Genomic DNA, 12,066 nt, shown 5'->3' on the forward strand with positions numbered 1-12,066 from the left:
GCGAGGTGCGGCACCAGACCACGCGACCCGGGCGGGCATAGTGCAAGGACCCCTAAGTGGGGGCAGACCTTCGGGTCTGCCCCCTCGCTATGTCAGTCGGCGATCGGCAGATACACCCGGTTCCCGCTCGCCGCGAACTCCCTCGACTTCTGGAGCATCCCCTCGGCGATCTCCTCGGGCGAGGCCCCCTCAGCCGCCGCACCGCCGAACCGCTCTGTGATGCTTTTACTGATCTTCATCGAACAGAACTTCGGCCCGCACATCGAGCAGAAGTGCGCCGTCTTGGCGGGCTCGGCCGGGAGGGTCTCGTCGTGGAACTCACGTGCCGTGTCCGGGTCGAGAGCGAGGTTGAACTGGTCCTCCCACCGGAACTCGAAGCGGGCGTCGGACAGCGCGTCGTCCCATTCCTGCGCACCGGGGTGCCCCTTGGCGAGGTCGGCTGCGTGGGCAGCGATCTTGTAGGTGATGACGCCGGTCTTGACGTCGTCACGGTTGGGCAGGCCCAGGTGCTCCTTGGGCGTGACGTAGCAGAGCATGGCCGTGCCCCACCAAGCGATCATCGCGGCACCGATGCCGGAGGTGATGTGGTCGTACGCCGGCGCGACGTCCGTCGTCAGCGGGCCGAGCGTATAGAACGGAGCTTCATCGCAGATCTCCTGCTGAAGGTCGATGTTCTCCTTGATCTTGTGCATCGGGACATGCCCCGGGCCCTCGATCATGGTCTGAACGTTGAAACGCTTCGCGATCCGGTTGAGTTCCCCGAGCGTCTTCAACTCCGCGAACTGTGCCTCGTCGTTGGCGTCCGCGATCGAGCCCGGCCTGAGGCCGTCGCCCAGCGAGTACGTGACGTCGTAGGCGGCGAGGATCTCGCAGAGTTCCTCGAAGTTCTCGTACAGGAACGATTCCTTGTGGTGCGCCAGGCACCACGCCGCCATGATCGAGCCGCCGCGCGAGACGATCCCTGTCTTGCGGTTCGCCGTCAGCGGTACGTACGCCAGGCGGACGCCCGCGTGGACCGTCATGTAGTCCACACCCTGCTCGGCCTGCTCGATGACCGTGTCCTTGTAGATCTCCCAGGTCAGCTCCTCGGCCTTGCCGTCGACCTTCTCCAGCGCCTGGTAGAGCGGCACCGTGCCGATGGGGACGGGGGAGTTGCGCAGCACCCACTCGCGGGTGGTGTGGATGTTGCGGCCAGTGGACAGGTCCATGACCGTGTCGGCGCCCCAGCGGGTCGCCCAGGTCATCTTCTCGACCTCCTCCTCGATGGAGGACGTCACCGCCGAGTTGCCGATGTTGGCGTTGACCTTCACCAGGAACCGCTTGCCGATGATCATCGGCTCGATCTCCGGGTGGTTGACGTTCGCGGGCAGTACGGCCCGGCCCGCCGCGATCTCCTCGCGTACGACCTCGGGCGCGACGTTCTCCCGGATGGCCACGTACTCCATCTCGGGCGTGATCTCGCCCCGGCGTGCGTACGCGAGTTGGGTGACCGCGCTGCCGTCGCGGCTGCGGCGCGGCTGGCGCGGGCGGCCGGGGAAGACCGCGTCGAGGTTGCGCAGCCCGCCGCGCGGCGAGGTGTGCTTGATCCCGTCGTCCTCGGGACGGACGGGACGGCCCGCGTACTCCTCCGTGTCGCCGCGGGCGATGATCCAGTTCTCCCGCAGTGGCGGCAGGCCGCGGCGGACGTCGGTGTCGACGAGTGGGTCGGTGTACGGGCCTGAGGTGTCGTACAGCGTGACCGACTGCCCGTTGGTGAGGTGCACCTGGCGGACCGGCACGCGCAGGTCGGGGCGTGAGCCCTCGACGTACGCCTTGTGCCAGCCGATGGACTTCCCGGCCTCACCGTTGCTCGCGTCGTTGGTCGCGTTCTGGGTGGAGGCAGGCGTGCGTGCGTCCTTGTTGGCCATAAGACCTATCTCCCTACGCCGGCATTACCCGGTAACAGGTTCGGCGGTCGACGCAGCGGTTTCCGTCTGCCGGAGTTTCATGGGAAACATCACTCTCAGCGAGTCACGTTCCACGTGAAACATTGCGAAGACGGAGGTCAGCGCCCTCTCAGCCCGGTGCTCCGAGCTCCCGCGTGTACAAAGGTGACCCCACGCTAGCGTCAATTCGGGCGCGGTGAACAGAGGGCCCCGGTCGTTCTTGCGATGATCGGTCGGTGACCACGAATCAGCAGCCCCCGTTCCCGCCGCACGAACCGCCGCGCGGAACCGGCTCCGGCATGGGGTCGGGAAGCGGCTCAGGCATGGGTGGGGGTGATGCTTCAGGCATGGGGGCGGGCATGGGTCGGGGTGACGCTCCTGGCAGGAGAGTAGGCATGGGCCCGGGTGACACTGCTGGCATGGAAGCAGGCATGAGCCGGGGCGACGCTGCAGGCATGGGGCCGGGTGGCGGACCCGGGCTCGGCGGCGGTCCTGAGCATGGTCCTGGCAACGGTCCCGGCGGCCGCCCCTACGGCTCTGTGGGCGGATACCGCGACGGTCGGGGGCAAGGGCTGGGCCCCGTCGCCGAGGGCGGACAGGGGCGCGGCTCGGGGCCGGGTGGCTGGCACGAGCACGGGGCTGGTACCGGAGGTGTTCCCGGACAGGGCTCCGGTCTCGGCGACGGACCGGGGCACGGCCCCGGCCCGGGCGGTGGGCAGGACCACGGTTCCGGCCCGGGTGACGGCCACAGGAACTCCGGGCCCGGCGGCGGCCGCGGACACGGTCCTGGCCATGGCAGCGGCCAAGGACACGGCCATGGTCCCGGTGACGGGCCAGGACACAGCGCCAGCGGCGGGCACGGGCACGGCGGTGGGCACGGGGACCGCGGCGGATACGGGCACGGCCACTCGCACAGTCACGCCCACGGACCCGCGACGCCCGTCTCCATGCACCTGCGCAAGGTCATCGCGGCGGTGCTCATCCCCTTCGCCGCCGCCGTCGTGGTCGGTCTCGCCGTGCTGTGGCCCGGCGGCGCCCCGCCGCACGAGCGCACCGGCGTCGGCTTCGACCGGCAGACCCAGCAGGCCACGGTCACCAAGATCGAGGAGTTGCCCTGCGACTCGGTCAACGCCTCGGCGGACACACCGACCGGCGACACCTCCACCGCCGAGGGATCCTCCGCCCAGCAGCAGGCCAACGGCACCTGCAAGCGGGCCACGATCCGGATCGACACCGGCCAGGACACGGGCCGTACGTTCACCGAGATCGTGCAGCCCGACCAGTCACGCCAGTTGCACCAGGGCGAGAAGGTCGTGGTCGCCTACGAACCCTCCGCGCCCAGGGACCTGCAGTACTCGGTCACCGACGTGAACCGCCGACTCCCGATGTCCCTGCTCGCGGGCCTCTTCGCACTGGCCGTCGTGGCCGTCGGACGGCTGCGCGGCGTCATGGCGCTGGTCGCGCTGGCCATCAGCTTCCTGGTGCTGAACTTCTTCATCCTGCCCGCGATTCTGCAGGGCTCGAACCCGCTGGTCGTGGCGGTGGTCGGGGCGAGCGCCATCATGCTGATCGCCCTGTATCTGTGCCACGGGCTGTCGGCCCGAACATCCGTGGCAGTGCTCGGCACGCTGATCTCGCTGCTGCTGATCGGCATCCTCGGCTCCCTGTTCATCGGCTGGGCCGCGCTCACGGGCAACACCGACGACAACACCGGCCTCATCCACGGCCTGTACCCGTCGATCGACATGAGCGGTCTGCTGCTGGCCGGCGTCATCATCGGCTCGCTCGGTGTCCTCGACGACGTGACGGTCACGCAGACCTCGGCGGTCTGGGAGCTGCACGACGCCAACCCGGCGATGGGCTGGCGCGGGCTGTACCGGGCCGGCATCCGCATCGGCCGTGACCACATCGCCTCCGTCGTCAACACCCTCGTCCTCGCCTACGCGGGCGCCGCACTCCCACTGCTGCTGCTCTTCTCCATCGCCCAGAGCAGCGTGGGCACGGTCGCCAACAGCGAGCTGGTCGCGGAGGAGATCGTGCGCACGCTGGTCGGCTCGATCGGCCTGGTGGCCTCGGTGCCGGTCACCACGGCCCTCGCGGCGCTGGTGGTGTCGGCCGACCGGCCGGGCAAGGGGCTCGCAGCCTCGGCCGCCGACGGTGGCGGCGCCGAAGCTCCGGTACCGGCCCGCAGCGGGAGGGGGCGACGGCGCAAGCGCTGAGCACCGGCAGCCTGCGCAGACGTAGCCACACCAACCCCACCGACCCCAGGCGAAGCGTTACGCCACCCATCTCGTCGCACGCCTCACCCCGCGCTCTGCTCCTCCGCCAGAATCCGGTCCAGCGCCTCGTCGAGATGTGCGTCGAAGTCGGCGAGAGACCCCTCCTGGCCCAGCGGCACGAGCTTGTCCGTGCGGTCGAGGAAGGCCACCAGCGGGGCCGTGGAGGAGCGGAACAACGCCTGGTCGCTGCCGACCTGGAGCCGGATCAGGACATCGCCCAGCGACTCCGGTTCGACCGGCGAGACGCGCACATCGCCCTCCCCGCACGGCCGCCCGACCCCGTCGATCAGCAGCTCCCGCCCGAAGGCCCAGGTCACCGGGGCGTCCCCCGGCAGATGGAAGGTCAGCCGCACGGCGTAGGGATCACACGTCTCGTAGCGCAGCTCCACAGGGATGCGGAAGGAGAGCTCCTCGGACACGAGAAAGCTCATCATGACCTCTGCCTGTACGGACTCGCGCATCGCCTACCCCGTCACTTGCCTTCGATTGGCCGGGAATGAACCTCTGGTACCTGGTGGCATCTTGCTGAACGTACACACCAGATCACAAGGAGTGAGTTTTCAGATACTGATAGAGATCGCGAGTGACCCGAGCGCACGGCCCACCTCGCTCTGCAACTGCCGAGCTGCGGGGAGCAGTCGGTCCACTTGATGACTGGGAAGGGAGATGGCCATCGTCCCCGCGGTGTCACCCACAGTGATCGGGATGGCCGCGCACACCGTTCCCAGCGCGTACTCCTGGCGCTCGGTCACCGGTTCCATCCGGCTCGTTCGTTCGAGTCGCTGCAGCAGGGTGCGGCTGTCGCGGACGGTGTACGGGGTGATCGACTGCACGGGATAGCGGTCGAGGTGGTCCCGGCGGGTGCTCTCGTCCAGCTGGGACAGCAGACACTGTCCGATGGCGTGCGCGTGGCCGGTCTCGCGGAAGTCGGCCCACTCCTCCACCGCCGGGTTGCCGGGGGTGTCGGAGACGCCCATGACCTCGATCTCGCCGTCGCGGTAGATCGCGTAGTACACGGGCACGCCGATGGAATCCCGCCAGCGTGCGAGGGCCTCGTTGACCGTGCTGCGACGTTTCTGCCGGGCTCCGCTGCTGCTCAGCCGCTCGGCCGCCTCGCCGAGGAAGAACAGCCCTTTCTCCCGGCGCAGATAGTTCTCGTGCACCAGGGTGCGCAGCAGGTGGTACGTCGTGGGAAGCGCGAGGCCGGTCTCACGAGCCAGTTGCTTGGCGGGGGCGCCGTGCTCGTGCTCGGCGACGGCCTCCAGCAGACGCATGGCGCGCTGCACGGACCCGATGAGGGTGGCGTTGTGCTGGGGCGTGGGGGGTGCGTAGGGGTCTGCGGGTGCGGTGTCTGCCGTGGCCAAGGGTCACTCCCGAAGCGCGAAGGGGGCAGCCCGTGCAGGGTGAACACGGGAGTGGGTGTACGGGTGTGTACGCCGCTCGCGGGGTTGTCCCCGCGTCGGGTTCCGGACTCTATTGGCCTGCCACCGCTCGCAGACCGTCCGCCCCGAAACTTCCCTCCCCCGAGGGAACCGGTCATTCCCGTTACCGGTTCCCGTCACCCACACCTGTCACCAGTCGCCACGCGACGAGGAGTTCGTCGTGAACTTCCGTACGACGTAGATGAGTCCGCCGACCAAGGCCACGAAGACCAGCAGCTTGAACAGCAGGCCGATCACAAAGCCCACGACGCTGGCTATCACGCCGCCGAACACGACCAGGGCGATGACCGGCACCGCGATCCACTTCACCCACCACGGCAGACCCGCGAAGATCTCTCGCATCGCCCTTGTCCTTCTCTCTCTGCGCCCGTCGGCCGCACGGCTCCCTGTGAGCCCTCCGGTCGCGTCGGGTCCTGGTGATGTCCTGCCTCGATGCTAGGGCCGGCGAGGTGTCCGACGGGGGCGTCGCAGCCCTTGTCCTCCCCTGACCGATCCCCTAGGGAATCCGGGGACACGCACGTCGGAAACCCCGAGTCGGCGGGTCAGTTCTCGGGCGGCGAGAACACCACGAGCACCCGCAGGTCCTCGCTGATGTGGTGGAACTTGTGGGGCACCCCGGCCGGGACGTACACCACGCTGCCGCGGGCCACCTCGGTGGTCTCCATCCCGACAGTGATCGCGGCGCGGCCGCTGACGACGAAGTACACCTCGTCCTGGTTGTGCGGTTTCTGCGGGTCGTGCTCGCCCGCGTTGAGCGCGTACAGACCAACCGACATGTTCCGCTCCCGCAGAAACTGAAGGTAGGCCCCCTCGTTGGCGGCGCGCTCCGCCTCCAGTTCGTCCAGCCGGAATGCCTTCATCGCCTCGTCGCCCTCGCGCCCGTATTCGTATCCGATCTCGTCTGCCACGATCAGACACATGATGAATTTCGTAGTCAAGACGATCGCCAACGCGGGCGCCCTCGCGGTCGCCGTGTGGCTGCTCGACAAGATCACTCTGACCGGGGACAGCACCGGGAAGAAGGTCGGCACGCTGCTCGTGGTCGCACTGATCTTCGGCCTGGTGAACTTCCTGGTCAAGCCGATCGTGCAGCTGCTGAGCCTGCCGCTGCTGATCCTCACGCTGGGCCTGTTCACCCTGGTCGTCAACGCGCTGATGCTGCTGCTGACCTCGTGGCTCGCCGACCAGCTCGACCTCAGCTTCCATGTCGAGGGCTTCTGGACGGCCGTCCTGGGCGGCCTGATCATCTCGATCGTCTCCTGGGCGCTCAACGTCGTCCTCCCGGACCGGGACTGAGCGCCGTGACGTACCGCGTCTGCTTCGTCTGCACCGGCAACATCTGCCGCTCCCCGATGGCCGAATCCGTCTTCCGCGCGCGGGTGGCGGAGGCGGGGCTGGACGGCCTCGTCGGGGTCGACAGCGCCGGCACGGGCGGCTGGCACGAGGGCGACCCGGCCGACCCGCGCACCGTGGCCGTACTCCAGCAGCACGAGTACGACACTGAGCACATCGCACGGCAGTTCCAGCCGTCGTGGTTCTCCCGGCTCGATCTCGTCATCGCACTCGACTCCGGGCACCTGAAGGCACTGCGCCGCCTCGCCCCCACCGAGCAGGAGGCGGCGAAGGTGCGCCTGCTGCGTTCCTACGATCCCGCCGCGGGCGACGACCTCGACGTCCCGGACCCTTACTACGGGGGCCGGGAAGGCTTCGAGGAGTGCCTTGAGATGGTGGAGGCGGCGAGCGCGGGACTGCTCGCCGCGGTACGCGAGCACGTGGAAGGACGGGCGGCATGAGCGATTCCGCAGGTGGTGCGTGCGCGGAGGGGGGCGTCGGCGAGGGCACGCGCGCGGTGCGGGCGGGGCTGCCCGAGCCGGTGAAGTACGAGCCGACCCTGCCCGGTCCGGTGTTCGCCGCCCACTACCATCTGCCGGGCGACCCCACGGGACCGTACACCTACGGCCGTGACGAGAACCCGACCTGGACGCATCTGGAGCGGGCCATCGGCGAGCTGGAGGCACCCGGGCGGGACGGCGTCGAGACGCTGGTGTTCGCCTCCGGGATGGCCGCCATCTCGTCGGTGCTCTTCTCGCAGCTGCGCACGGGAGACGCGGTCGTGCTGCCCAGCGACGGCTACCAGGCGCTGCCGCTGGCGCGCGCGCAGCTGGAGGCGTACGGCATCGAGGTGCGCACCGCTCCGACCGGCGGCGACGCCCAGCTCGACGTCCTCGACGGCGCGAAGCTGCTGTGGATCGAGAGCCCGTCGAACCCCGGGCTGGACGTGTGCGACATCCGGCGGCTCGCCGAGGCGGCACACGCGCGCGGGGCCCTGGTCGCCGTCGACAACACGCTCGCCACACCGCTCGGGCAGCGCCCGCTGCAGCTCGGCGCCGACTTCTCGGTCGCCAGCGGCACCAAGCAGCTCACCGGGCACGGGGACATCCTCCTGGGCTACGTCGTCGGCCGCGACGCCGAGGCCATGGCCGCCGTACGCCGCTGGCGCAAGATCGTCGGGGCGATCCCGGGCCCGATGGAGGCATGGCTCGCCCATCGGTCGATCGCCACACTCCAGCTGCGCGTCGAGCGGCAGAACGCCGGCGCCCTGGCGGTGGCCGAGGCGCTGCGCGACTGGCACGAGGATCTCGGGGTGCGCTACCCGGGTCTGACGAGCGACCCGTCGTACAAGATCGCCTCGCAGCAGATGCACGGCCATGGGTGCGTGGTGTCGTTCACGCTGCCCACGCGCGCGCGTGCGGACCGTTTCCTCGACGCGCTGCGGCTCGTGGACGACGCCACGAGCTTCGGCGGGGTGCGCTCCACCGCCGAGCGGCGCGGGCGCTGGGGAGGGGACGCGGTGCCGGAGGGCTTCGTCCGGCTGTCGGTCGGTGCCGAGGATCCCAAGGACCTGGTGGCGGATGTGCTGCGCGCGCTGGACGAGTCGGCGCGGTGACCGCTGCCCCGGACGCCCGGTGGGGGTCCGGCTACGTAAGACGGACGGTCCGAGCCTCCCCCCTCGTGGCTCGGACCGTCCTCGGTTCTGCGCGCGAAGAACCGCGCGAACAAGGCTAGTTGACTCTCTGTCAGTGTCCAATCACTGTAGCGACAGAGACCTATCGACTTATTTATAGTTGGGCCCTGCCTCAGGGGTGGGAGCAGTGCACGGGAAGGGGTGGGGCGCGCCATGGATCTGGCCTTGCTGCGCACGTTCGTCACCGTGCACCGGGCCGGCTCCTTCACCCGCGCCGCCGCCCTGCTGGGCCTCTCCCAGCCCGCCGTCACCTCGCAGATCCGCACGCTCGAACGGCAGCTGGGCCGTCCCCTGTTCCTGCGGCAGGCGCGCGGGGTGACGCCGACGACCATCGGCGACGAACTCGCGCACAAGGCCGCCCCGCATCTGGACGCGCTGGTGGAGATCGCCGAGAGCGGGCTCGACGACGAGTCCTCCTTGCGTACATTGCATCTGGCCGGGCCTCCGGAGTTCACGGCCGAGCGGGCGCTGCCCGCGCTCGTGGAACTGACCGGGGAGGACGGCCAGGGGTTCGCCCTGCGCGCCTCCTTCGGCAACGCGGAGGAGACGCTGGAGGGGCTGGCCGCCGGACATCATGATCTGGCCATCAGCACGGCCCGCCCACGCGGCGCCCTGCTCACCGCGACTCCACTCTGCGACGAGGAGCACGTCCTGATCGCCGCCCCGCGCTGGAGGGAGGAGATCGACGCCGGGACACTGCGCCACAAGGGCGCGCCCGCCCTGGAGAACCTTCCCGTCGTCGAGGTGCACGAGTCGCTGCCGTTCGTCGCCCGCTACTGGGCCTCCGTCTTCGACTCCCGTCCGGCCGCGTCCGGCACCGTCATCGTCCCCGACCTACGCGCCGTCCTGGCCTGCACGGCCGCGGGCGCGGGGCTCGCGGTGCTGCCCCGCTATCTGTGCGCGCCCGCCCTGGAGCGCGGTGACGTGGTCGCCCTGCACGAACCAGCAGTGCCGCCGCTGCGGACGTACTTCCTGGTGGTGCGGACCGGAACGCTCGCCATGCCGCATATCGCGCGGGCGCACGAGTGGCTGCAACGGGCGGCCGCTGACTGGTGCTGAAGCGGCATTGGTGGCTCCAGCGATCGGCCGTGGGCGGGTGTTTGATCCGGACGCCCGGCAGGTGTTGATCCAGGCGCCCGGGGGCTTCACTCCCCGGGCCCGACGGGTCACGATTCGCAATGTTTCACGTGGAACATGTCGGGCCACATTTCTCCCATGACCGTCCGACCCGTGGTCAAGCGCACCGCCCGTGCCGTTCTCCTGGACGGTGACGACCTGATCCTGATCAAGCGCACCAAGCCCGGTGTCGATCCCTACTGGGTCACTCCCGGTGGCGGGGTCGACCCCGGTGACCCCACCGTCGTCCACGCCCTGCACCGCGAGGTGTACGAGGAGCTGGGCGCCAAGATCACCGATGTCGTGCCGTGCTTTGTGGACACCGTCGAGCACATCGGCGAGGACGGCGGCGCGACCGGCGTGAAGGTGCAGCACTTCTTCGTCTGCCGGCTCGAATCCATGGATCCGTCCCTGCGGCACGGTCCCGAGGTCGACGAGCCCACAGGCGAGTACGAGATCGTACGCGTGCCGTTCACCCGCGTCGGGATCGCCTCCGTGCATCTCGTACCGCTGTCGCTGCGGCACTACCTCGACGGGAACATCGAGGGCGTACGGGCCATGCACGCGCCCGATCTTGGGTGAGCTGGTCGGCGTTCAGCTTCCGGCGGCGACGAGTTCCTCCACGGAGTCGTGCCGTATGCGCTCGGACGGGATGCCGACGTCCCGCAGGGCGTCCACGCCGCTGCGGATCATGCCGGGCGGGCCCGAGAGATAGGCGTCGTACTCGTTCCAGGGGCCGTACTCCCTTATGGCGTCGGGGAGCTGGATGTGTGCCTGCTGGTCGATGATCGCGCGCACGGAGAGCCAGGGGTGCGTCTGCTGGAGCCTGAGCATCGTGTCGATGTCGTACAGGTCGTGGTCGGTGCGGGCGCCGTAGAAGACCTCGACCGGTCGCCGTTCGCCGTGCTCGGCGACGTCCTCGATCAGGGCCTTGATCGGCGCGATGCCCGTGCCGCCGCCCAGGCAGAGCAGGCCACTGTCGGTGGTGTGGTCCACGGTCATCGAACCGGCGGGCGGGCCGAGGCGGATGACGTCGCCGGGCCGGGCGCGGTGCACCAGGGCGTTGGAGACCCAGCCCGCCGGGACCGCCTTCACATGGAAGCTGAGCAGTCCGTCGGAGCGGGGAGCGGAGGCGAAGGAGTAGTGCCGCCATATGCGCGGCCACCACGGTGTCTCCAGGCTCGTGTACTGCCCGGCGAGGAAGGGGTAGGGCTGGTCCGGGCGGACGGTGATGACCGCGACGTCCGGGGTCCTCAGGTCGTGCGAGACGACCTCCGCGTACCACCAGGCCGGGGAGCGCAGTTCGTCCGCGGCCGCCGCGTCAATCATGACCTGCGAAATCGTCGTGTACGCCCGTACCCAGGCCGCCTCCGTCTCGTCGTCCCAGACGGACTCGGCGTACCGGCTCAGTGCCCCGATCAGACACTCGCCGACGGCCGGATAGTGCTCGGGCCGCGTGCCGTACTTGCGGTGGCCGCGGCCCAGGTTCTTCAGATAGGGGACGAGTACGTCGGTGTTGTCGATGTGCTCCGCGGCGGTGAGCAACGCCTTGAGCAGGCGGTCCCGTTGGGCATCCATCGCGGCGGGGAACAGGGGGCGCAGGTCGGGGTGGCGGACGAAGAGCAGGGCGTAGAAGTACGAGGTGACCTTGGCGGCGACGGGGGCGACCGTGGCCATGGTGCGCCGGATGAGGACGGCGTCCGGTGAGGCGTCCTCTTGGGGGGCGGAGGCGGTGGAGGACGGTTCGGCGTGCGGGGCCGGGCTGGAGGGGGCGGCTTGCGCGGCGGTGCCGGTTGGTGTGGCGTGCGGGTGCGCGGCGGGGCTCGGCGCCTCCCGGTGCGGGTGCGGAGCGGGGCTGGGTGCCTCAGGGTGCGGGTGCGCGGCGGGGCCGGGGGGCTCCGAGTGCAGGTGCGCGGCGGGGCCGGGGGGCTCCGAGTGCAGGTGCGCGGCGGGGCCGGGGGGCTCCGAGTGCAGGTGCGCGGCGGGGCTCGGCGCCTCCCGGTGCGGGTGCGGGGCGGGGCTCGGCGCCTCCCGGTGCGGGTGCGGGGCGGACTTGGGCGCCTGCGGCTGTGGGTGCGGATCGCGGCTCGACGGCTCGGTGTGCGGGGCCGTCGTGGCGTCGGATGGCCCGACGTGTGGGGCCGCCGGGGCGGTCGACGGCTCGGCGTGCAGGGCCGCCGGGGCGGCGGACGCTTCGGCGTGCGGGGCCGGAGCGGCGGAGGGCTTCCCACCAGTCGTGAACAGGGACGGCTCGGCGTGGTCTGCCGGGGCGTGACGCT

General features: G+C 70.1%; 12 protein-coding genes. 6 read left to right on the plus strand and 6 right to left on the minus strand.

Annotation, left to right across the window (positions count from 1 at the left end):
* Nucleotides 1-92: 92 nt before the first annotated feature.
* Entirely contained in the window at nt 93-1,907 is a 1,815-nt protein-coding gene (thiC, locus tag KWI83_RS25275) for a phosphomethylpyrimidine synthase ThiC (RefSeq protein ID WP_256362782.1), read from the minus strand.
* A 590-nt stretch (nt 1,908-2,497) separates the two neighbouring features.
* Between thiC and KWI83_RS25280 the strand changes: the two genes are divergently transcribed.
* On the plus strand, nt 2,498-4,144 hold the full coding sequence (locus KWI83_RS25280; protein ID WP_218516737.1) for a YibE/F family protein: 1,647 nt from the start codon (nt 2,498-2,500) through the stop codon (nt 4,142-4,144).
* Between the two features lie 83 nt (nt 4,145-4,227).
* Here KWI83_RS25280 and KWI83_RS25285 read toward each other — a convergent pair whose 3' ends face one another.
* The 4 genes from KWI83_RS25285 to KWI83_RS25300 all read right to left on the minus strand — a co-directional run bounded on the left by KWI83_RS25285 (nt 4,228) and on the right by KWI83_RS25300 (nt 6,506).
* Nucleotides 4,228-4,665 carry an SsgA family sporulation/cell division regulator gene (locus tag KWI83_RS25285; protein WP_218516680.1) on the minus strand — a complete coding sequence of 146 codons (438 nt, stop codon included), beginning with the start codon at nt 4,663-4,665 and terminating at the stop codon, nt 4,228-4,230.
* Between the two features lie 99 nt (nt 4,666-4,764).
* On the minus strand, nt 4,765-5,490 hold the full coding sequence (locus KWI83_RS25290) for a helix-turn-helix domain-containing protein (RefSeq protein ID WP_308122179.1): 726 nt from the start codon (nt 5,488-5,490) through the stop codon (nt 4,765-4,767).
* Nucleotides 5,491-5,775: 285 nt separating this feature from the next.
* Nucleotides 5,776-5,988: a DUF5326 family protein gene (locus KWI83_RS25295; protein WP_196461551.1), complete on the minus strand. Its 213-nt coding sequence runs from the start codon at nt 5,986-5,988 to the stop codon at nt 5,776-5,778.
* Nucleotides 5,989-6,188: 200 nt separating this feature from the next.
* Nucleotides 6,189-6,506, minus strand: a complete 318-nt coding sequence (locus tag KWI83_RS25300) for a cupin domain-containing protein (RefSeq protein ID WP_218516739.1) — start codon at nt 6,504-6,506, stop codon at nt 6,189-6,191.
* A gap of 58 nt (nt 6,507-6,564) precedes the next feature.
* Here KWI83_RS25300 and KWI83_RS25305 point away from each other — a divergent pair, with 58 nt between their 5' ends.
* The 5 genes from KWI83_RS25305 to KWI83_RS25325 all read left to right on the plus strand — a co-directional run bounded on the left by KWI83_RS25305 (nt 6,565) and on the right by KWI83_RS25325 (nt 10,369).
* Entirely contained in the window at nt 6,565-6,942 is a 378-nt protein-coding gene (locus tag KWI83_RS25305; RefSeq protein WP_218516681.1) for a phage holin family protein, read from the plus strand.
* Nucleotides 6,943-6,947: 5 nt separating this feature from the next.
* Nucleotides 6,948-7,439 (plus strand): low molecular weight protein-tyrosine-phosphatase, encoded by a 492-nt coding sequence (locus tag KWI83_RS25310; RefSeq protein WP_218516682.1) that lies wholly within the window; start codon nt 6,948-6,950, stop codon nt 7,437-7,439.
* Entirely contained in the window at nt 7,436-8,593 is a 1,158-nt protein-coding gene (locus KWI83_RS25315) for a cystathionine gamma-lyase (protein WP_218516683.1), read from the plus strand. The genes KWI83_RS25310 and KWI83_RS25315 overlap by 4 nt, the downstream gene beginning before the upstream one ends.
* A gap of 231 nt (nt 8,594-8,824) precedes the next feature.
* Nucleotides 8,825-9,730, plus strand: a complete 906-nt coding sequence (locus KWI83_RS25320) for a LysR family transcriptional regulator (protein ID WP_218516684.1) — start codon at nt 8,825-8,827, stop codon at nt 9,728-9,730.
* A 156-nt stretch (nt 9,731-9,886) separates the two neighbouring features.
* Nucleotides 9,887-10,369: an NUDIX domain-containing protein gene (locus tag KWI83_RS25325; protein ID WP_171118419.1), complete on the plus strand. Its 483-nt coding sequence runs from the start codon at nt 9,887-9,889 to the stop codon at nt 10,367-10,369.
* A 12-nt stretch (nt 10,370-10,381) separates the two neighbouring features.
* On the opposite strand, the gene KWI83_RS25330 is transcribed toward KWI83_RS25325, so the two are convergent.
* Complete coding sequence (locus tag KWI83_RS25330; RefSeq protein ID WP_374106376.1) at nt 10,382-11,728, minus strand: globin domain-containing protein; 1,347 nt, start codon at nt 11,726-11,728, stop codon at nt 10,382-10,384.
* Nucleotides 11,729-12,066: the final 338 nt, after the last annotated feature.

Source organism: Streptomyces sp. TRM70350 (assembly GCF_019219825.1).
In the GTDB taxonomy this organism is placed as follows: domain Bacteria; phylum Actinomycetota; class Actinomycetes; order Streptomycetales; family Streptomycetaceae; genus Streptomyces.